Consider the following 20,785-nt stretch of genomic DNA (forward strand, 5'->3'; position numbering starts at 1 on the left):
CCTTCCTTCCGTCCCGGTTCAGCCGTGTGCGCGCGCCTCGAGCGCGACGCCGGCCGGCGCCTCGGTGGTCATGTCGATCAGCTCGCGCGAGGCACTTTCCGCCGCGCGCGCGTCGCGCTGCTCGATCGCGCTGACGATGCGCCCGTGCAGTTCCAGCAGGCGATCGTGCGCGCCGTCGTGGGCCGCCACCTGCTGGCGCACCAGCCGCAAGGCACCGACGATGATCGCGCTCATCTGCTGATAGAACTGGTTGCCGCTGGCGTGGACGATGCGGGCATGCAGCCGCTCGTCGGCCTCGTCGTAGCCGGCCTCGCCCGCCTGCAGCGAGCGGAAGGCCTCGAAGGCCTCGCGAATGCCGGCGATCTCGGCCGCATTGGCACGCTCGGCCGCCTGCCCGGCCGCGCGCGGTTCGATCAGCATGCGGAACTCGAGCACGTCGCGCATGAACTGCGGATCGGGCTTGGCGCGAAAGCGCCAGTTCACCACGTCCTCGTCGATCATGCGCCAGTCGCGCATCGGCCGCACCCGCGTGCCGACCTTGGGCCGCACGTCGAGCATGTCGCGCGCGAGCAGCATCGAGAGCGCTTCCCGCATCACCGTCCGGCTGACGTCGAAATCCTTCGACAGCACGTCCTGCGGCGGCAGGATTCCGCCGTACTTGTCCTCCACTATCCCTGTCACGAGCCCGTCCATGACCTTGCTGACGAGCGACCTTTCTTTGTCTTTTGGCTGTTCCATACGAGACCTCCCCGTTACGACGTATCTGTGTTGGCGTGCTGCCCCCGCAGTCCGGCCCGGCCCCATTTACTCTCTCGATCAGAAACTGCTCGCGAATCCGATTGTTCTTATGTTCGATACGTTGCTGAGTTCGCGATCACAACGCTATCTGGTAAACACCTGACAGGGTAATCCCTCTTACGATTTCGATTAGACATCCTATAGCAAAAAAAAGCCCGACAGGCCTGGAAAAGGCCGTCGGGCGATTTATCAGGATCGCAAAACGTTTGCGGGTTTCAGGGCGCCGGCGATTCGTTGTTTTGTGGAATCGCGCCGCGCCCCGAGGTTTTTAAATCCCTGTTTAACGCGAGCGGTAATCGATCGCTTCCACGCCGGTTTCGCCGCCGAGCAGGCAGAGGTCCGCGCCGCGCTCGGCGAACAGGCCCACCGTCACCACGCCGGGCCAGCCGTTGATGGTCGCCTCCAGCGCGCGGGGCTCGCTGATCGCGAGGCCCTTCACGTCGAGGATCTCGTTGCCGTTGTCGGTCAGGAACGGCGCGCCGTCCTTCGTCACGCGCAGCACCGGCACGCCGCCGAGCGCCGCCAGGCGGCGGCCGATCGCGGTGCGCGCCATCGGCACCACCTCGACCGGCAGCGGGAAGGCGCCGAGCGTGGCCACCCGCTTGCTGGCGTCGGCGATGCACACAAAGCTGCCCGATACCGAGGCGACGATCTTCTCGCGCGTCAGCGCCCCGCCGCCGCCCTTGATCATCGCGCCGCTCGCGTCGATCTCGTCGGCGCCGTCGACATACACCTGCAGGCCTTCGATCTCGTTCAGGTCGAACACGCGGATGCCGTGCGATTCCAGGCGCTGCGTGGTGGCGATCGAGCTCGACACGGCGCCGCGGTAGCGCGTCTTGATCGCGGCCAGCGCGTCGATGAAGCAGTTCGCGGTGGAACCGGTGCCGACACCGATCACCGAGCCTTCCGGCACGTTTTCCAGCACGTAATCGGCGGCGGCCTGGCCGACCAGGCGTTTGAGTTCGTCTTGAGTCATGGGGAGGTAAAGCGCTGATTGCGAAAAGACGCGAGTTTACCGGAGTCGTCCGACGCGGCGTCGATTTTCGTCCGCCGCGCGGCATCGGCGCGACAGGCACGGCGGCCCGCTGCTCGCGCCACCTTGAATCAGGGCGCCTCGGGTTCGACGCCGGCCGGCGCGGATGCCGGTGCCGACGCGGGGGGCGTGATGCCGGCCGAGGGTGCCGCGCCGGGAAAATACTTGTCGAGCAGGGCCTGCGCGATCGCATCGGTCTGCGCGTCCGGGTTGCCCGAATAGTCGGCGGGACGGAAATGCATCTGGAAGGCCGCGAACACGCGCCGCGTGCGCGCGTCGAGCACGCCGTCGGTGGCCACCTCGTAGCCGTAGCGCGCCAGCTTCAGTTGCAGGCCGCGCACGTCGGCCGGGTCGCCCGGCGCACGGCCGGCCAGCCTGGCCGCCACGGTCGCATCGTCGGGCCAGGCGCCGATGCCGGCGCGCGCCAGCGCCTGCCACGGGAAGGCCGGGCCCGGATCGATCTTGCGCTGCGGGGCGATGTCGCTATGGGCGACCACGCGCGTGGGCGGGATGCCGTAGCGCGTGACGATGTCCTTCGCCAGCTTCACCACGGCCTCGATCTGGTCCGGCGCATAAGGCTGCCAATGACGATTGGCCGGTGCGTCGAGCGGGCCGGCGTTGACGATCTCGATGCCGATCGAGGCCGCGTTGAGTTCGGTGGTGCCCTGCCAGTCGCTGACGCCGGCATGCCAGGCGCGCTGGTTCTCGGGCACCAGCTGCAGCACCACCGGCTCGCCGTTGCGGCGCGGCGGATGGCTCGGCACCAGGTAGTGCGCGCTGACCTCGTTGTGGGTCAGCACGAACAGCGCGCGCTGGTCGTCCGACTCCGTGTAGTGCAGCACCAGGAAGCGCACGCGCGAATCGGCGCCGCGCGCCGGGTGGCTCGTATCGGCGACGTAACCATCGCGCTCGACCAGCCTCGGCGAGGCGCAGGCGGCGAGCAAGGCCGCCGCGCAGCCGAACGCCAGCACCCGCGAGGCGGACGCGGCCCGCGCGCCGGCCACGCGGGCGAGCCGCGCCGCCGTGGCGATCGGGGCAAGCGATTTCATCATCGCGCGCGCTCCTCGCCGTGCGCGCTTACTTCGCGAGCGCCGCGCGACGCTGGCGCACCGCCTCGTACAGGCACACGCCGCTGGCCACCGAGACGTTCAGGCTCTCGACGCTGCCGGCCATCGGGATGTTCATCACGTCGTCGCAGGTGTCGCGCGTGAGACGGCGCATGCCCTCGCCCTCGGCGCCCATCACCAGCGCGACCGGGCCGTCCAGCTTGGTCTCGTAGAGGCTCGCGCCGGCGTCGTCGTCGGTGCCGATCACCCACACGCCGGCATCCTTGAGCTCGCGCAGCGCGCGCGCCAGGTTGGTGACGGTGATGTAGGGCACCGTGTCGGCGGCGCCGCTGGCGACCTTGGCCGCCGTCGCGTTAAGGCCGACCGCGCGGTCGCGCGGCGCGATGATGGCATGCGCGCCGGCCGCGTCGGCCACCCGCAGGCAGGCGCCGAGATTATGCGGATCGGTCACGCCGTCGAGCACCAGCAGCAGCGCCGGGCCCTGGATGCCGTCGAGCAGCTCGGCCAGGTTCTGCGCGAGCGGCAGGTCCTCGACGCGCGCCACCACGCCCTGGTGGCGCTCGGTATGCGCGAGCCCCCAGAGGCGCGTCTCGTCGGCCGCGATCAGCCGGACCCCGGCCTCCTTCGCGGTGGCGAGGAAATCGATCATGCGGCGATCGCGCCGCGTCTGGTCGTACAAGACCTCGGCGACCGTCGACGCATCGTGGCGCAGCCGCGCGGTGACCGCGTGAAAACCGTAGAGAACCTTCAAACGTGACATGACTGGAGCTACCTTCATCTGGGCGCGGCGCGCTCGGCGCGCATCGCGCAATGGTAAAACGCAAGCGCCGCGTGACCGGCGGCGGGCCGGACAACGCGGCGTCTTCTGGGCTTCGGCTCGACGGGCCGGCACCTCGTGGCGCCGGCCGCGGCATCAATATTTCTTGCGCGGTCGCGCCTTCTTGGCCGGCGACTTCGAGGCCGGCCCGCCCTTCTTCTTCGCGGCGGGATGCGCGGGACGCGCTTCCTTGGCGGCCGGCGCGCTCGGGCTCGCGACGGGCTTCTTGCGACGTGCCGGCAGCTCGTCCTCGCTCGAGGTGATGCCCGGCATCGCCCGCACGCGCGCACCGCCGCGCTCGGCCGCGGCCGGCGTCGGCGCTGGCCCGCGCGGCGTCTTCACGGGCGTGTCGCGCACCAGGCGGAAGTCGATCTTGCGTGCATCGAGATCGACGCGGCTGACCTGCACGCGCACGCGGTCGGAGAGCCGGTAGCGGATGCCGGTGCGCTCGCCGCGCAGTTCGTTCTTGATCTCGTCGTACTGGAAGTAGTCGGAGCCGAGCTCGGTGACGTGCACCAGCCCTTCGATGAACAGCGTGTCGAGCTGCACGAAGATGCCGAACGGCGTCACGCCGTTGACCATCCCGCCGTATTCCTCGCCGAGCTTGTCGCGCATGAAATAGCACTTGAGCCAGGCCTCGACGTCGCGCGAGGCTTCGTCGGCGCGGCGCTCGTTGGCCGAGCAATGCAGGCCGAGCTCGTCCCAGATCGCGTTGTTGCTGCGGGTGCGATTGCGCGCGGCGTCGTCTTCCTTCTGCATCGCGCGGGCACGCGGCGAGATCGCCGTGTTCAGCTCGACGCCCTCGGGCGCCTTGGGCGTGTACTTCTGGCCCGACAGGATCGCGTAGATCGCGCGGTGCGTGAGCAAGTCGGGATAGCGGCGGATCGGGCTCGTGAAATGCGCGTAGGCATCGTAGGCGAGACCGAAGTGGCCGATATTGTCCGGGCTGTAGACGGCCTGCTGCATCGAGCGCAGCAGCATCGGCTGCAGCATTTGCGCATCGGGCCGGTCGCGGATCTTCGCCATCAGCGCGGCGTAGTCGCTGGCGTGCGGGGTATCGCCGCCGCCCAGCGTGAGCCCCATGCCGCGCAGGAAGGAACGCAGGTTCTCGAGCTTCTCGGCGGTCGGGCCTGCGTGGATGCGGTACAGGCCCGGCTGCTTGTGACGCTTCATGAAATCGGCCGCGCAGACGTTGGCGGCCAGCATGCATTCCTCGATCAGCTTGTGCGCGTCGTTGCGCTGGCGCGGCAGGATCTGCTCGATCTTGCCCTGCGCATTGCAGACGATGTAGGTCTCGGTGGTGTCGAAGTCGATCGCGCCGCGCTTCTGGCGTGCCGCGAACAGCGCCTTGAACACGCCGTAGAGATTCTGCAGGTAGGGCAGCAGCTCGGCGCGGCGCGCGGCCTCGGGGCCCTTGGTGTTGCCGAGCACGGCCGCCACTTCGGTGTAGGTGAGCCGCGCGGCCGAGTGGATCACGGCCGGGTAGAACTGGTAGCCCTTCACCTCGCCGCGCGCGGTCACCACCATGTCGCAGACCAGGGTGCAGCGGTCCACCGCCGGGTTCAGCGAGCACAGGCCGTTGGACAGCTTCTCGGGCAGCATCGGGATCACGCGGCGCGGGAAGTACACCGAGGTGCTGCGCTCCAGCGCGTCGACATCGAGCGCCTCGCCCGGCTTCACGTAGTGCGAGACGTCGGCGATCGCGACGATCAGGCGGTAGCCGTCGCCGCGGCCGACCTTCATCGGCTCGCAGTAGACGGCATCGTCGAAGTCGCGCGCGTCCTCGCCGTCGATCGTGACCAGCGGCACGTCGCGCAGGTCCACGCGGTAGCGCAGGTCGATCGGACGAACCTTGTCGGGCAGCGCGGCCGAGGCGGCCAGGGCCGCCGGGCTGAACTCGTGCGGCACGCCGTACTTGCGCACCGCGATCTCGATCTCCATGCCGGGATCGTCGATATCGCCGAGCACCTCGGTCACGCGGCCGAGCGGCTGCGAATGACGGCTGGGGAAATCGGTCAGCTCGACCACCACCACCTGGCCGACCTTGGCCTTCTTGGCGTTCTGCGAGATCAGGATGTCGTGGCCGATCCGCTTGTCCTCGGGAGCCACGATCAGCGCGCCGTTCTCGTTGAGCAGGCGGCCGATCACGCGCTTGTTGGCGCGATCGGTGACCTCGACCACATGCCCTTCCGGGCGGCCGCGACGGTCGTAGCCGACGATCCGCGCGAGCACGCGATCGTTGTGCATGACCTTCTGCATCTCGCCGCTGGGCAGGAACAGGTCGTCCTGGCCGTCGTCGCGGATCAGGAAGCCGTAGCCGTCGCGATGGCCCTGCACGCGGCCTGCGACGAAGTTCGAAGGATGGGTCAGTTGATAATGCCCGCGCTTGTCGAGCCGGATCTGGCCGTCGCGTTCCATGGCGGCGACGCGCCGGAAGAAACCCTCGCGTTCCTGGCGCTTGATCGACAGCGCCTCGGCGATGTCGTTCGCGGCCAGCGGTGCGTCGCTCGTACGCAGCACGCCGAGAATTTCCTCGCGGCTCGGAATGGGATACGGATACTTGCTCAAGGGCTTGTCGATGGTTGTTCTCGTTGCGTGGACTTACCTGTCCGGTTCGAACGATCGGACGCCAGGTTGCGGGCCATTCTATCACCCGTGGCCGCGCCAAAAACCGCGAAGCGCGGACGGCCCGCCGCGAGCGGCCCGTCCGGCGCGGCGATGCAAAAACTTGTTGACACGTCCATTCATCATGCTAAGATTGCGGTCTTGATTGATGCAGCTTGTGCCCAGGTGGCGGAATTGGTAGACGCACTAGGTTCAGGTCCTAGCGGTGGCAACACCGTGGAGGTTCGAGTCCTCTCCTGGGCACCACAAGTTTTTGAAAGGCCGGCTTTATGCCGGCCTTTTTCATTTCAAGCCCAGGAAGCAAAGCGCCTGCGCGCTTTGCGGGAGGACTCGAAAGGCCTGGCTTGCAAGCCAGGCCGGGGTCGCGCTGGCGTGACCGAGTCCTCTCCTGGGCACCACAAGTTTTTGAAAGGCCGGCTTTATGCCGGCCTTTTTCATTTCAAGCCCAGGAAGCAAAGCGCCTGCGCGCTTTGCGGGAGGACTCGAAAGGCCTGGCTTGCAAGCCAGGCCGGGGTCGCGCTGGCGTGACCGAGTCCTCTCCTGGGCACCACAAGTTTTTGAAAAGCCGGCCTCGTGCCGGCTTTTTTCATTTCCGGCTCGCCCTCGCGCCTTACCGCCCCCACACTCCCGAACATCCGCGCCGATGGCTCGCCATCAGATGCGTATCCACGATCCCCGTCGCCTCCATCAGCGCGAACATGGTGGTCGGCCCGACGAACACGAAGCCGCGCTTGCGCAGCCCCTTGCTCAGCGCCTCCGATTCGGGCGACGTGGTCGGAATCTCGTCCACCGTGCGCGGCTCGGGCGTCTTGTCCGGCCGGAACGACCAGATGAACTCGGCCAGGCCGCCCTCCTCGCGCAGACGGATCGTCGCCGCCGCGTTGTTGATCGCCGCGAGGATCTTCGAGCGGTTGCGGATGATCCGCTCGTCCGCCAGCAGCCGCTCGACATCGCGCTCGCCGAAGGCAGCCACCTGCTCCGGGACGAAACCGCGAAATGCGTCGCGGAACGCCTCGCGCTTGCGCAGGATGGTCAGCCAGGACAAGCCCGACTGGAAAGCTTCCAGGCTAAGCCGCTCGAACAGGCCCTGCTCGTCGCACACCGGCATGCCCCACTCGGTGTCGTAATAGTGCTTGAGCAGCGGATCGACCGCGGCCCAAGGCGGACGCGCGAGTCCATCCTCGCCGACGACGACCTCGACGGGTCGGGCTGCCTGGGGTTTCGTGGCCTTCTTCGGGATCGTGCTCATCGGGCAATGACGCGGGTTTCGTTGCGGGAAAAACCAGCGCGCGACACCGAACCTCGACCCGGCGCCACGCGACTGCGCACTATCTCACACGAAACCCGCCGCGGGCCGGCGACCCGCTCAAGTCCGCAAGCACCGCTCAGGACGCATCGGCCTCGACCAGGTAACGCGTCAGCGCGGTCGAGGACATCTCGCGCGCAAGCCGCGCCGCCTGCCCCGACCACATGTTGCTGAAATCGGAACGCCCTGTCTTCTCGGTCACCGCACGCAGCGGCGCCAGCGCGCCGCCGGCGGTCGGGAACGCCGGCGCCACCTTGGACATCGGGCCGATCTCGCGCATCAGGCGATTCGCGATACCACGCGCGGGCCGCCCGGTAAACAGGTTGGTCAGCGCGGTCTCGTCCTCGCCGGCGGTACGCAGCGCGTCGCGGTGGAAGGCGCTCACCTTGGCTTCGGGCGTCAGCAGATAGGCCGTGCCGACCTGCACGGCCGAGGCGCCGAGCGCGAAGGCAGCCCGCACGCCGCGCGGATCGGCGATGCCGCCGGCGGCGATCACCGGCACCGGTACCGCGTCGACGATCTGCGGCACCAGGGCCAGCGTGCCGACCTGGGTCGACATGTCGTCCGAGAGGAAATTGCCGCGATGGCCGCCGGCCTCGTAGCCCATCGCGATCACCGCGTCGACGCCGCGCTCGACCAGCCAGCGCGCTTCCCTGACCGTGGTGGCCGAGGCGATCACGCGCGCGCCGGCCCGCTTGACGCGCGCCAGCAAGGCGGCTTCCGGCAGGCCGAAATGGAAGCTGACGACCTCGGGCCGATAAGCCTCCACCACCTCGCAATAGGCGGCATTGAAGGGCGCGCGCCCGGCCGACGGCACCGGCTCGGCCGGATCGAGCCCGAGCTCGACGTAATAGCGCGCCAGCGCCGCCCGCCAGGCGAGCTGGCCGGCCGGATCCGGCGCGGGATCGGTATGCGCGAAGAAATTGAGGTTGATCGGCCGGGTGGTGGCGCCACGAATCCGGTCGAGCGCCGCCTTCATCTGCTCGACCGACAGCATCGCGCCCGGCAGCGAGCCGAGCCCACCCGCCTCGCTGGTGGCGATCACCATCTCGGGCGTGGTCGCGCCGGCCATCGGCGCCTGGATGATCGGCAGTTCGATGCCGAACAGGTCGAGAATTCGATTGTCTTGCCAGTTGCCCATGCTTGCGTTCTCCCTGCGGCGATGCCGCTCATCGCGCGCGCCTGCTTCGCGAAACGCGCCGGTCGTCGACGCGCGCCATCCTACCTCAGCCGCGCGTTCGGCATCCGGCTCGCCATCTGCCGCCCGCGCTTCGTGGTTCCGGCGCTTCGCGCCTCAAGCGTCGCCGCCGGCCTTGGCGGCGGCACGCTGCTGCTCGCGCCATTCGGGGGTCGTGACGCCGCCCACGCCCCAACTGTCGAGCTCGACCTCGTCGATCACCACGAAGGTGGTGTGATGCGGCTTGCCCATCACCTCGAACAGCAGCTCGCTGACGCCCTTGATCAGCGCCTTCTTCTGCTCGGGCGTGGTGGCGCTGGCGCCGGGCGCGGTGCCCTCGCGGGTGACCTTGATATTGACGTACGGCATGGTGCTTCTCCTTGTTCGAATGTCCAGGACGGCGAGGGCCGGCGGTGACAACGCCGGCCCTCGCGCGGTGCTTACCAGCGGCCGGCGTGCTGGCCGCCGTCGACGCTGAGCGTCTCGCCGGTCACGAAACCGGCGCGCTCGAGGTACATCACCGCGTCGACGATCTCGGACACCTCGCCCATGCGGCCCATCGGGTGCAGGTTGTCGAGGAAGGCATGGGTTTCGGCCGGGTGCATCGGCGTCTTGATGATGCCGGGCGCCACCGCGTTCACTCGCACGCCGCTCTTCGCGTACTCGATCGCCAGGCCACGCGTGACCGCGTCGAGACCGCCCTTGGTCAGCGTGGCGAGCCCCGAGGGCGCGCCGCTGATCGCCTGGCGCACCAGCGTGGTGGTGATCTGCACGACGTGGCCGTGACGCTGCGCGAGCATCGGCTCGAGCGCCAGCTGGGTGACGTGGAAGAAGCCGCCCAGGTTTACGCTCAGTACCCGCGTGAACTCCTCGGGCGTGTATTCGGTGAACGGCTTGCCGATGAAGATGCCGGCATTGTTGATCAGCGTATCGATGCGGCCGAAGCGATCGAGCGCCGTCTTCACCACCTGCTGCGCGACCTCGCGATCGCTGATGTTGCCCGGCACCGCCACCACGCCCGCGTCGTCACTCTGGCGGATGTTGCGAGAATTCGCGACCACCGCGTAACCCTGCTTGCGATAGGCCTCGACGATGCCGGCGCCGATGCCTTGCGATGCGCCCGTCACGATGGCGACTTTCTGCTGATTGCTCATGGTTCTGCTCCACTGATTAGGTTGACTAACTACCAGGATGTCCGTTCGGGCATCCATCGCGGGTCCTGCTTCAGGCTGTCACGTGATCGCGAGCGGCCTGCCCTTCCTGAAGAATGTCAAGCGCGAGGCCAGATCGGGGCGAGCACGTCCGGCCAAGGGCGATCGGGCTGCCTCGGGCCATCCATCGCCCACCAGCAGCACGGCATTCGGAAACGCCCGCGCCACCACCCATGCCAGGTCGTCGTCACGGCTGCCCGGCCCGCATCGACGATCGAACCAGCTCGCACCCAGCAGCACCGCTCGTGGCGCAAAGCGGTCGGCAACGTCGGTCACGCCTTCGGGCGATACCCCAACGCCCGGCAGGTACAGCAGGTCGCCCGGCCGCACCGAACCCAGCACGAATCCGATCTCCGCCTCGTCGCCCCCGCTGCCGGCCGGCGTGGCCGTGACCAGCAGGCGCGTCAGGCCATCGCGGCAGAGCGTGCCGGTCTCGTACGCCGCGAGCCCGACCGCGCCGCCGCCAAGGCATGCCGCCACCGGCTTGCTCGCGTAGACGCGTCGAGCGGCCGGCAAGCCTGCCTCGCGTCCGCCGCTCGACACGCCGCCGCCGAGCAGCAGCGCATCGAGCTCGCCGATGCCGGCGGCACCGGCCGCCGCTTGCCGCAGTGCCGCCGGGCCGTCCCGCCATTCGGGAATCGCCAGCATCCGCATCGAATCGATCTCGATCCGGATGACGGCGCCCTCGAGTGCGCTGAGCTTGGCGGTTGCGGTTGGCATCGGAAGCACCGTGTTGCATGACATGGACGCAAGCGTATGCCGCTTGCCGCCTCCGCAAAATCCGCTATCCTCTCTCAATGGCTGAGAAAAAACGCACAGAGGTCGATTGGCAGGATGTTCGCGTGTTCCTGGCGCTGGGGCGCCACGGGAGCCTGTCGGCAGCCGCACGCGCACTGGGGGTCAACCACGCGACGATTTCGCGACGAATCCAGTCGCTGGAGGCCACGCTCGGCGAGAAGCTGGCGGAACGCCGGCCGGAAGGTTATGTGCTGACGCCGGCCGGCACGCGCGCCCTGAGCGTGGCAAGCGACATGGAGACGGCGGTGCAGACGCTGGGGCGCGGCGGTACCGACGATGCGCCGAAGGGCATCGTGCGCGTGAATGCGCCGCCCGCGCTCTCGCAGGCTTTCCTGACGCGCCGTCTGGCCGAGGTGCCGATCCTGTTCCCCGGGCTCGACATCGACCTGGCGACGGACCTGCGCTCGATCAGCCTCGAGCGGCACGAAGCCGATCTCGCGGTGCGCATCGACAAGCCCGAGGACGGCGACTTCATCGCCAAGCCGGTCGGATCGATGGATTTCGGCTTTTATGGCACGCCGGCCGTCTGCGAGCGCGTGGAAGGCGGCGAGGCACCGACCCTGGTGGGTTTCGACGAAGCGAACAGCCATATGCCGGATGCGAGCTGGCTCGGCCAGCACTATCCGCAGGCGCGGATCGCGTTTCGCGCCAACAACCACGTCGCGCAGGCCACCGCGGCCTGCGCGGGCGTCGGGCTGGCGATGCTGCCGCATTACGTGGGGCGCCAGTTGCCCGAGTTGCGCGCCTGCGCGCTGAGCCCGGTGCGGCCCTCGCGTGACATCTGGCTGCTGATCCGGCGACAGGACCGCAAGGACCTGCCGATCCGAACCGTGGTCGACTACCTGACGCGGCGCTTCGAGGAAGCGCGGGACCTGTTCGAAGCCTGAGCCGCGCCCGGCTTGCGGCCTCGCGACGAGCCGGCTCGCCCTGCCCGCGCCGGCCTCACTCGATGAAACCGAGCACGACGCGGCGCGTACGCGCGGTTTTCTTCTCCATCTTGGTCACGTGGATCGGCCCGATCTCGGCCGTGTTGGCGACATGCGTGCCGCCGCAGGGCTGCAGGTCGATGCCGTCGATGCGCACCAGGCGCACCGTGCCGAAACCGCTCGGCGGCTTGACGCTCATGGTGCGCACCAGGTCGGGATTGGCCTGCAGCGCCTCGTCGCTGATCTGCTCGATCGTCACGGCGCGCGCGGCCTCCACCCACTTCGCCAGGGTCGCGTCGATCTCCTCGCGCGCCAGCGGCTCGCTGGTCACGAAATCGAGTCGCGCGTAATCGGGCGTGATGCTGCAACCATCGACGGGATACGGCAGCGCGCCGCACATCAGGTGCGATGCGGTGTGCAGGCGCATCATCCGGTTGCGCCGTGCCCAGTCGATCTCGATCGCGACTTCATCGCCGACGGCGAGCTTCGACAGCACGGCAAGCTGGTCCGGCGCGGGCACGTGGAGCACGTCGTCCGGCGTGGCGCCGGGGAGCTGGCTCTTGCGCGCATCGGCGATCGCGAGGCGGCTGCCGTCGCCCAGCGTGATGACACCCGTGTCGCCGAGCTGACCGCCGCCATGCGGGTAGAACACGGTGCGCTCCAGCGTGAGACCGGATTCGTCGATATGCGTGACGCGGGTGGTGCATTGGCGCAGATAGGGATCGTCGCGGAACAGGGCTGACGTGGGCATCGAATAACCTCGGGGGATCTTGGTTGGAGGAATGGCGAGGCAAGACAGGCTTCGTGCTCGCGGCACGATGGCTATCGCGATCATGGGGCATGCCGAGGGAAAATGTACGACTCGCTTCAAAAAGTATTGACAGCGTTCTTGGGCACGCTATAATCGCATTCTTGCTTGAGATGCAGCTTGTGCCCAGGTGGCGGAATTGGTAGACGCACTAGGTTCAGGTCCTAGCGGTGGCAACATCGTGGAGGTTCGAGTCCTCTCCTGGGCACCACAAGTTCTAAAAAGGTCGGCTTTATGCCGGCCTTTTTTCATTTCAAGCCCAGGAAGCAAAGCGCCTGCGCGCTTTGCGGGAGGCCTCGAAAGGCCTGGCTTGCAAGCCAGGCCGGGGTCGCGCCGGCGTGACCGAGTCCCCTCCTGGGCACCACAAGTTTTGAAAAGCCGGCCTCGTGCCGGCTTTTTTCATTTCAAGCCAGGCGCAAGCAGGAAGCGCTATTTCCCGCAATGAACGTGCTCAACGAAAAAAATTCGATTTGTCCCGAAAAACCGTTGACAAGGGATCTGGCTCCTCTATAATCGCATTCTTGCTTGAGATGCAGCTTGTGCCCAGGTGGCGGAATTGGTAGACGCACTAGGTTCAGGTCCTAGCGGTGGCAACATCGTGGAGGTTCGAGTCCTCTCCTGGGCACCACAAGTTCTAAAAAGGTCGGCTTTATGCCGGCCTTTTTTCATTTCAAGCGCCCTCACCCACAGCGCGCCACCGCGTCATCCACACTCAGCTCCGACAGCGCCTCCTCCCGCAGCCCGTCGTCACTGGCCCGCCGCAACACCTCGAGCACCTCGGGCTTCAGCCGCACCAGCCGCAAACGCCAGCCCCGCGCCTCGCACTCGGCAGCAAAGGTCTTCAAGGCCTCGATCGCCGTTCCGTCGAGATCGGGCGATTCCTCCAAGCTCAGGACGATCGTCGTCAGGGCTCCGGCCGCATGCGCGAGCTGCCGCACGCGTGCCAGCACACGCTCTGCGTTCGCGAAGAACAACTGCCCTTCCGGCCGCACGATCAGCATGCCGGGCACCGGCGTCGCATCGGCATGGATCGACACGTCGACGAAATCGCGGCTGTCGCGCAAGCGCCCCAACTCACTGACCTTGGGCTCGGACAGCTTGCGCACGGTAAACAGCAGGCTCATCGCGATCGACACCAGCAAGCCGTTCAGCACGCCCAGCACGAGTACCGCCAGGATCGCCGCGACCACCAGCAGGCGGTCGCGATGCCAGCGCCAGTAAGGCCCGAACGCGGCCGGATGCAGCGAATGGCTGACCGCGAAGATCACGATCGCGGCCAGCACCGGCTCCGGCGTGCGCGCCAGTTGCGGCAGCAGCAGCCAGACGATCAGCGCGATCACGAGCGCCGCGCAGGCGCCCGCGAGCCGGCTCTGCGCGCCGGCCGCCTCGTTCGCCGAACTGGCCGAATAACCCGCGCCGACCGGCATGCCATGCAGCAGCCCCGAAACCAGGTTGGCGCAGCCGAGCGCGACCAGGTCGCGATTCGGCGAGATCGTGTCGCCATGCTTCAACGCGAAGTTGCGGATCGAACCATAGGACTCCGCGTACAGGATCAGCATCAGCGCGAAGCCCAGCTCGATGGTCTGGGTCCAGGCCGCGCGATCGAGCGAAGGCAGGCCGAGCGCCACATGCTGCAGATCGATCCGGCCGACCACGGCCACCCCGTGCGCGCCCCAGTCGATGCCGTAACCGGCGGCGATGCCGAGCACGATCACGATCAGCGTCGCCGGAGCGCGCGAGCGATTGCCGAGCAGGAACAGGATCGCCAGCGCGACGGCCCCGACCACGACGCTGGACGGATTCGCCTGCGGCAGCCCGCGCAGCAGATCGAGGAACACATGCGGCGTGTCGCTGTGATGGACCGGCACCACGAGGATCTTCGGCAACTGCTTGATCACGATCGTCAAGGCCAGGCCGAAGGTGAATCCGCGCAGCACCGGCCGGGCGATGAAGTCCGAGATGCCGCCCAGCCGCGCGGCCCCGGCGATCAGGAACAGCACGCCGGTGGTGGCCACCAGGGCAGCGGCCAGGGCCAGTTGCGCGGCGGCCGTGGCGCCCGTTTCCGACAACACGGTGGCGGCCAGCACGGCAGCCGATGACGAAGTCGACGAGACGATCGCGAAACGGCTGCTGCCGAGCACCGCGTAGACCACCAGGCCGACCAGCAAGGCGATCAGGCCGGCCTGCGGCGGCAGGTTCGCGAGTCCCGCGTAGGCCACCGCCTCGGGGATCAACAGGCCAGCGATCGACAGGCCGGCCAGCGCATCGCGCCAGTTGCGCTCGCCGCGCGGCATGGCCGGCGCGGCGATGGCCGCGAAGTGCGCGGGATCACGCGGCGCCACGTCGGGCACCGGCTGCGCGGGCATCGCCCCCGCCGGCTTGCGTCCCACCGCCATCTCAGGGCCTCGGCTCGAATACGCCGGTCCAGCCCGGCAGGTAGCGTGCATCCTGCGCGTGCGCATGGGCCAGCGCCTCCTTGAGCGCCTTGGCGAAATGCTTGCGGATCCGCTCGACCGGAATCTTGCCGCGCAGGTAGTCGGCCCAGAGGAATTCACTGAACGGCGTGGTGTCCTTGGCGTAACCGCCGGCGGTGCGCAATTCGCCGGCCAGGCTGCGATAGGGATCGTCGCGCAGCGCCGTGAGCACGCCCGGCAGGCGGTCGTAGTCGTGACGCGAACCGTCGGGACCGAAGGGATGCACCCACTGGTTGTGCTCCATCATCCGCCAGAAGATCGTGTCGTCGAGCCAGGACAGGTCCTTCAGCAGCATCGCCTTCACATCGGTCACGCCCTCTTCCAGCAAGGCACGGCCGAGATGATGGTGATCGACGATGAACAGCGCCTGCCCGGGGCCGAGCACGGCCGGAAACCAGTGCAGGTCGATCGCCTCGCGACGCGCCTTCTTGCCCAGCGACTGCCAGTGCTTGCGCTTGGCCTCGACCTCGCGAAAACCGATCGTCATTTGCGTGGGTTTCAGCGCCGCCAGCCTGGCGGGAATCAGATGGACATCGCGGCCCAGTGCCATGGTCGGTCTCCCAGGGAAATATCCGCCACGATACCCTCGCGAGCCGCTGTCGTGCAGTTCGGCACGACCCTCGGGCGAGCCCCCAACTCGCGCCTCGCGGTTCAGGGCGAACAGGCCGCGCCCGGCGCATCGAGCCGGTGCCGCAGCCACGAACCGTATTCGTCCTCGACGACGTCGAGCGCTCGCATGCCCAGCTTGCGCGCCAGCTTCAGCGAGGCGGCATTGTCGACGGCGATGTCGGCGATCAGCGCCGGGACCTGCACGGCATCGAAGGCATGCCGGACCACGCAGGCCGCCGCCTCGCTCGCATAACCCTGCCCCCAGGCATCGCGTACCAGGCGCCAGCCGATCTCGGGCGCCTCGCTGCCCTCGACGGGCAGCAGCAGGACCCAGCCGAGGAAACGCGCCGGCTCGCGCGCCTCGGCCAGCACCCAGTAGCCATGCCCCGGCGGATAGCCGCGCGTGATGCGATCGAGCACGAAGCGCCGATGCGCGAGCGGATCGCCCCACGGCCCCGGGATATGGCGGGTGACCTCCGGATCGCGGTCCATCGCCAGGCAGGCCTCGAGATCGTCGAGCGTGCGCGCACGCAGGATCAGTCGCTCGGTGCGCAATGGCGGCACCCCGTTTTCGGGTCGATGGCAGGCATCCGTCATGAACGCTCCGGGCAGGATTCCGATCAATAATCGGATTACGAAAATTGAAACGACATGCATTCAGTTTCAATACATGCCTTTCATATTCAATTCAATCCTGCGCATTCTGCCATTTACCCGCGAAAATCGACTAGGGATTAATCCCGAGCCTGAAATCAAACGGAACGCGATCCTTATTGCTCGGCGTACACTGAACCGGCCGTCCGCGCCCGGCGCCGCGCTGGGCGGGCCTTGCCGCCGCGCGGCGCCGCCACCAAGGAGACCTGCCCCATGAGCTGGACCCGGGAACAAAGAAACGTAACGATCGCTGCCTATCTCGGCTGGACCCTCGACGCCTTCGATTTCTTCCTGATGGTATTCGTGCTGAAGGATATCGCCGCGGAATTCAATACGAAAATCCCGGCGGTGGCCTTTGCCGTCACCCTGACCCTGGCCATGCGTCCGCTCGGCGCCCTGATCTTCGGCCGTCTCGCCGACCGTTTCGGCCGCCGGCCGACCCTGATGGTCAACATCGCCTGCTATTCGGTGCTGGAGCTCGCCTCGGGTTTCGCGCCCAGCCTCGGCGCCCTGCTCGTGATGCGCGCGCTGTTCGGCATCGCGATGGGCGGCGAATGGGGCGTCGGCTCCGCGCTGACCATGGAAACCGTGCCGCCGCATTCGCGCGGCATCGTCTCGGGGCTGCTGCAGGCCGGTTATCCGAGCGGTTATCTGCTCGCCTCGGTGGTGTTCGGCGTGCTCTACCAGTACATCGGCTGGCGCGGCATGTTCATGATCGGGGTGGTGCCGGCGCTGCTGGTGCTCTACGTGCGCTCGCACGTGCCCGAGTCGCCCGCCTGGAAGCAGATGGAAAAGCGTCCGCGCCCGAGCCTGGTCGCCACCCTCAAGCAGAACTGGAAGCTGTCGGTCTACGCGGTGGTGCTGATGACGGCCTTCAACTTCTTCTCGCACGGCACCCAGGATCTCTACCCGACCTTCCTGCGCGAGCAGCATCACTTCGACCCGCATACGGTGTCGTGGATCACCATCGTCCTGAACATCGGCGCGATCGTCGGCGGCCTCGCCTTCGGTTCGATCTCCGAAAAGATCGGCCGGCGCCGCGCGATCTTCATCGCCGCGCTGATCGCGCTGCCGGTGCTGCCGCTGTGGGCTTTCTCGAGCGGCGCGCTCGCGCTGGCGGCCGGCGCCTTCCTGATGCAGATCTCGGTGCAGGGCGCCTGGGGCGTGATCCCGGTCCACCTCAACGAGATCTCGCCCGACGAGATCCGCGCGACCTTCCCGGGTTTCGTCTACCAGCTCGGCAACCTGCTCGCCTCGGGCAATGCCACCATGCAGGCGCAGCTCGCCGTGGACAACGGCAACGACTACGGCCACGCGCTGGCCATCGTGGCCGGCACGGTGGCCGTGGTGATCGCGGTGCTGATCCTGTTCAGCCGCGAACGACGCGGCATCGACATGACGCAGAGTGCCGCGCAAGCCGCCGCCACCCACTGAACCTCACCCGCAGCGCATCATCGCGCGAGGCGCGCCGCCGCGCGCATCCCCGCGCGATGATGCTGCAACGCACACCAGCACTAGAGGATTCCGCCCACAGACAACGCTTGCCGCCCTCCCGCGACGCTTCTTATCTTAATAAAAAACGCTTGTTTCAATTACAGATTTGAATCGCCTGTTCGGCAACGAAACGGTGATCAAAAGGGAGGCGCACATGGCGGTTCGTCAGGCCAGCCGGCAAAGCGGCGGCACGAAGGCGCGCATACTCGACGCGGCCGAAGACCTGTTCGTCGAACACGGCTTCGAGGCGATGTCGATGCGGCAGATCACGTCGCGTGCCGCGGTCAATCTCGCGGCGGTCAATTACCACTTCGGCAGCAAGGAGGCACTGATCCACGCGATGCTCTCGCGGCGCCTGGACCAGCTCAACGACGAACGCCTGCGCATCCTCGATCGCTTCGAGGCGCAGCTCGGCGCCGCCATCACCTGCGAGCACGTGCTCGGCGCGATGTTCATCCCGGCGCTGCAGGCCTCGCGCGATCCCCAGCGCGGCGGCCGCGCCTTCCTGCGGCTGATCGGGCGCGCCTACACCGATCCCTCGACCTTCGTGCGCAGCTTCCTGTCGGCGCATTACGCGAGCGTCGCGGGACGCTTCTTCGAGGCGTTCCAGCGCGCGCTGCCGCAACTGCCGCGCAGCGAACTCGGCTGGCGCCTGCACTACGCGATCGGCGCCCTGTCCGGCGCCCTGGCGGGCGCGGAAACCGACAGCCTGCTCGACGATTTCTCGCAGGGCCGCAGCATGAACGACGTGCAGATGATCGCGCGCCTGTCCTCGCTGATCGTCGCCGCGCTCAAGGCGCCGATGCCCGACGCAGCGCAGATGTCGATCTTCGCCGCGGTGCTCGAGGACGCGCAGCGCAGCAGCCCGCTGGTCGCCGGCGGCGGTGAATTGCAGGCCGGGCCGTTCAGCGCCTCGGCCGGTACCCGGCTGCACGCGCGACACGCTTCCTGAGGCGCGGCGCCCAACGGCGCGCGCGGTCGATTTCCTCGCGCCGGTTCGCCGGCGCGAGGCGCCCGCTTGCCGCCCATCACGATTCCAATGAACCTGGAGACATCAGCGATGAACGCCACCGTTGCCCCCGTCGGCGCGCCGGCGCCGAATACCGACGGCATCTGGTTCCCGGCCTATCCGCGCGGCGTGCCGCAGGAGATCGACCTCACGCAGTACGACTCGCTCGCCCAGTATTTCGACGAATGCACCTCGCGCTACGCCGATCGCGTGGCCTATCTCAGCGCCGGTTCGCAACTGGGCTATGCCGCGCTCGGGCGCAAGGCCGAGGCCTTCGCGTCATACCTGCAGCACCAGCTCGGCGTGAAGCCCGGCGACCGCGTCGCGATCATGCTGCCGAACTCGTTCCAGTATCCGATCACGCTGTTCGGCGCGCTCAAGGCCGGCGCGGTGGTGGTCAACGTCAACCCGCTCTACACGGCGCGCGAGCTCGCGCATCAGTTGAAGGACAGCGGCGCGGAAACCATCGTCGTATTCGAGAACTTCGCCCACACGCTCGAGGAAGCGCTGCCCGAGACGCGCGTGCGCAACGTGATCGTGACCGCGCTCGGCGACCTGCTCGCCGATGGCTTCAACGCCAAGGGCCGCCTCATCAACTTCGTGCTCAAGCGCGTCAAGAAGCTGGTGCCCGCCTACCGGCTGCCGCAGGCGGTCAGGCTGCGCGCGGCGCTGGCCCAGGGCGCCGGCCGGCGCGCCGTGCAGGTGGCGCTCACGCGCGAGGACCTGGCCTTCCTGCAATACACGGGCGGCACCACCGGCGTGGCGAAGGGCGCGATGCTGACCCACGGCAACCTGATCGCGAACCTGCTGCAGGCGAAGTCGTGGATCGCCGACCAGGTCTCGGGCGAGATCGAGACGGTGCTCACGCCGCTGCCGCTTTATCACATCTATTCGCTGACCGTGAATGCGTTGATCTTCATGGGCCTGGGCGGGCGCAACATCCTGATCGCCAACCCGCGCGACACCAGGATGATGATGAAGATCCTGCGCAACGAGACCTTCACCGGCATCACCGGCATCAACACGCTCTACAACGCCTTCCTCGACAACGCGGAATTCCGCGCCCGCGATTTCTCCAAGCTCAAGCTCGCGATGGCGGGCGGCATGGCGATGCAGCGCGCGGTGGCGGATCGCTTCAAGGAGGTCACCGGCTGCCCGGTGGTGGAAGGCTACGGCCTGACCGAATGCTCGCCGATCGTCACCATGAACCCGGTCGACCTGAGCGACATGCACGACTTCAACGGCTCGATCGGCATCCCCGCGCCCTCGACCCTGGTGCGCTTGCGCCGCGAGGACGGGAGCTGGGCCGGCATCGGCGAGGCCGGCGAGCTGTGCGTGCGCGGCCCGCAGGTGATGCGCGGCTACTGGCAGCGCCCCGACGAAACCGCCAAGGTGCTCGACCGCGAGGGCTGGCTCGCGACCGGCGATATCGGCGTGATGGACGAGCGCGGTTTCGTGCGCCTGATCGACCGCAAGAAGGACATGATCCTGGTGTCGGGTTTCAACGTCTATCCGAACGAGATCGAGGAAGTGCTGGTGATGCATCCGGGCATCAGCGAGGCGGCCGCGATCGGCGTGCCCGATCCCGCGCAGGGCGAGCGCATCAAGGCCTTCGTGGTGCGGCGCGACCCCGCGCTGACGATCGAGGAGGTGCTCGCGCACTGCCGCAAGAACCTCACCGGCTACAAGATGCCGAAGGCGGTCGAATTCCGCGATGCGCTGCCGCAGACCAATGTCGGCAAGATCCTGCGCCGCGCGCTGCGCGACGAGGAACTCGCCCGGCTCAAGGCCGCCGCATCGCAATGATTCGGGCTACCGAACAACACCAGGAGACAGGCATGGCTTCGATTTCCCCCTCGCCGCGCTGGCGCCGCGCCGCCCTGCTCGGCCTGCTCGCAACGGCTGCGGCATGCGCCGCCACGCCGGCGATCGCGCAGGAGGCGGCCACCGCGCCAGCCTCGGCCGCGGCCGGTACCGCC

At 67.8% G+C, this 20,785-nt stretch carries 18 protein-coding genes and 4 tRNA genes; 8 read left to right on the plus strand and 14 right to left on the minus strand.

What is annotated here, in order from left to right:
* Window positions 1-18 precede the first annotated feature (18 nt).
* The 5 genes from F3J18_RS18200 to rnr all read right to left on the minus strand — a co-directional run bounded on the left by F3J18_RS18200 (window position 19) and on the right by rnr (window position 6,283).
* On the minus strand, window positions 19-738 hold the full coding sequence (locus F3J18_RS18200) for a FadR/GntR family transcriptional regulator (RefSeq protein WP_025101282.1): 720 nt from the start codon (window positions 736-738) through the stop codon (window positions 19-21).
* Between the two features lie 340 nt (window positions 739-1,078).
* The gene (rpiA, locus tag F3J18_RS18205; RefSeq protein ID WP_025101283.1) at window positions 1,079-1,774 is read right to left on the minus strand and encodes a ribose-5-phosphate isomerase RpiA; all 696 of its coding nucleotides are present in this window, start codon (window positions 1,772-1,774) and stop codon (window positions 1,079-1,081) included.
* A gap of 128 nt (window positions 1,775-1,902) precedes the next feature.
* Complete coding sequence (locus tag F3J18_RS18210) at window positions 1,903-2,883, minus strand: N-acetylmuramoyl-L-alanine amidase (RefSeq protein WP_240156407.1); 981 nt, start codon at window positions 2,881-2,883, stop codon at window positions 1,903-1,905.
* A 25-nt stretch (window positions 2,884-2,908) separates the two neighbouring features.
* Complete coding sequence (gene rlmB, locus F3J18_RS18215) at window positions 2,909-3,658, minus strand: 23S rRNA (guanosine(2251)-2'-O)-methyltransferase RlmB (protein WP_166913572.1); 750 nt, start codon at window positions 3,656-3,658, stop codon at window positions 2,909-2,911.
* A gap of 153 nt (window positions 3,659-3,811) precedes the next feature.
* Entirely contained in the window at window positions 3,812-6,283 is a 2,472-nt protein-coding gene (gene rnr, locus F3J18_RS18220; protein WP_166913573.1) for a ribonuclease R, read from the minus strand.
* A gap of 216 nt (window positions 6,284-6,499) precedes the next feature.
* Between rnr and F3J18_RS18225 the strand changes: the two genes are divergently transcribed.
* Window positions 6,500-6,586: transfer RNA gene (locus F3J18_RS18225), tRNA-Leu, on the plus strand.
* A 364-nt stretch (window positions 6,587-6,950) separates the two neighbouring features.
* On the opposite strand, the gene F3J18_RS18230 is transcribed toward F3J18_RS18225, so the two are convergent.
* The 5 genes from F3J18_RS18230 to F3J18_RS18250 form a co-directional block, all read right to left on the minus strand.
* Entirely contained in the window at window positions 6,951-7,589 is a 639-nt protein-coding gene (locus tag F3J18_RS18230; protein WP_166913574.1) for a DNA-3-methyladenine glycosylase I, read from the minus strand.
* Between the two features lie 136 nt (window positions 7,590-7,725).
* The gene (locus tag F3J18_RS18235) at window positions 7,726-8,787 is read right to left on the minus strand and encodes a nitronate monooxygenase (protein ID WP_166913575.1); all 1,062 of its coding nucleotides are present in this window, start codon (window positions 8,785-8,787) and stop codon (window positions 7,726-7,728) included.
* Window positions 8,788-8,940: 153 nt separating this feature from the next.
* A complete protein-coding gene (locus F3J18_RS18240) occupies window positions 8,941-9,192 on the minus strand; it encodes a 4-oxalocrotonate tautomerase family protein (RefSeq protein WP_025101288.1) in 252 nt (83 codons plus the stop codon).
* Between the two features lie 71 nt (window positions 9,193-9,263).
* Entirely contained in the window at window positions 9,264-9,977 is a 714-nt protein-coding gene (locus tag F3J18_RS18245; RefSeq protein ID WP_105849408.1) for an SDR family oxidoreductase, read from the minus strand.
* A gap of 78 nt (window positions 9,978-10,055) precedes the next feature.
* Window positions 10,056-10,754 carry a hypothetical protein gene (locus tag F3J18_RS18250; protein ID WP_167153388.1) on the minus strand — a complete coding sequence of 233 codons (699 nt, stop codon included), beginning with the start codon at window positions 10,752-10,754 and terminating at the stop codon, window positions 10,056-10,058.
* 77 nt (window positions 10,755-10,831) lie between these two features.
* Between F3J18_RS18250 and F3J18_RS18255 the strand changes: the two genes are divergently transcribed.
* Window positions 10,832-11,719, plus strand: coding sequence for a LysR family transcriptional regulator (locus F3J18_RS18255; RefSeq protein WP_025101290.1), 888 nt, complete (start codon window positions 10,832-10,834; stop codon window positions 11,717-11,719).
* Window positions 11,720-11,774: 55 nt separating this feature from the next.
* On the opposite strand, the gene F3J18_RS18260 is transcribed toward F3J18_RS18255, so the two are convergent.
* Entirely contained in the window at window positions 11,775-12,509 is a 735-nt protein-coding gene (locus F3J18_RS18260) for an alanyl-tRNA editing protein (RefSeq protein WP_036051736.1), read from the minus strand.
* A gap of 181 nt (window positions 12,510-12,690) precedes the next feature.
* Between F3J18_RS18260 and F3J18_RS18265 the strand changes: the two genes are divergently transcribed.
* The 3 genes from F3J18_RS18265 (at window position 12,691) to F3J18_RS18275 (ending at window position 13,194) form a co-directional block, all read left to right on the plus strand.
* A tRNA-Leu gene (locus F3J18_RS18265) sits at window positions 12,691-12,777 on the plus strand.
* Between the two features lie 46 nt (window positions 12,778-12,823).
* A tRNA-Ser gene (locus F3J18_RS18270) sits at window positions 12,824-12,930 on the plus strand.
* A gap of 177 nt (window positions 12,931-13,107) precedes the next feature.
* Window positions 13,108-13,194: transfer RNA gene (locus tag F3J18_RS18275), tRNA-Leu, on the plus strand.
* 52 nt (window positions 13,195-13,246) lie between these two features.
* Here F3J18_RS18275 and F3J18_RS18280 read toward each other — a convergent pair.
* The 3 genes from F3J18_RS18280 to F3J18_RS18290 form a co-directional block, all read right to left on the minus strand.
* The gene (locus F3J18_RS18280) at window positions 13,247-14,932 is read right to left on the minus strand and encodes a SulP family inorganic anion transporter (RefSeq protein ID WP_025102165.1); all 1,686 of its coding nucleotides are present in this window, start codon (window positions 14,930-14,932) and stop codon (window positions 13,247-13,249) included.
* A 31-nt stretch (window positions 14,933-14,963) separates the two neighbouring features.
* On the minus strand, window positions 14,964-15,590 hold the full coding sequence (locus F3J18_RS18285; RefSeq protein ID WP_025102164.1) for a ParB-like protein: 627 nt from the start codon (window positions 15,588-15,590) through the stop codon (window positions 14,964-14,966).
* Window positions 15,591-15,691: 101 nt separating this feature from the next.
* Window positions 15,692-16,246, minus strand: a complete 555-nt coding sequence (locus tag F3J18_RS18290; protein WP_166913577.1) for a GNAT family N-acetyltransferase — start codon at window positions 16,244-16,246, stop codon at window positions 15,692-15,694.
* 270 nt (window positions 16,247-16,516) lie between these two features.
* Between F3J18_RS18290 and F3J18_RS18295 the strand changes: the two genes are divergently transcribed.
* From F3J18_RS18295 to F3J18_RS18305, 3 genes are all read left to right on the plus strand, one after another.
* Window positions 16,517-17,737: an MFS transporter gene (locus tag F3J18_RS18295; protein ID WP_025102162.1), complete on the plus strand. Its 1,221-nt coding sequence runs from the start codon at window positions 16,517-16,519 to the stop codon at window positions 17,735-17,737.
* 214 nt (window positions 17,738-17,951) lie between these two features.
* Window positions 17,952-18,749, plus strand: a complete 798-nt coding sequence (locus F3J18_RS18300) for a TetR/AcrR family transcriptional regulator (RefSeq protein ID WP_166913578.1) — start codon at window positions 17,952-17,954, stop codon at window positions 18,747-18,749.
* 108 nt (window positions 18,750-18,857) lie between these two features.
* A complete protein-coding gene (locus tag F3J18_RS18305) occupies window positions 18,858-20,612 on the plus strand; it encodes an AMP-binding protein (protein WP_166913579.1) in 1,755 nt (584 codons plus the stop codon).
* Window positions 20,613-20,785: the final 173 nt, after the last annotated feature.

It is taken from the genome of Burkholderia sp. Ax-1720, assembly GCF_011753035.1.
Taxonomy (GTDB): Bacteria; Pseudomonadota; Gammaproteobacteria; order Burkholderiales; family Burkholderiaceae; genus Burkholderia; species Burkholderia gladioli.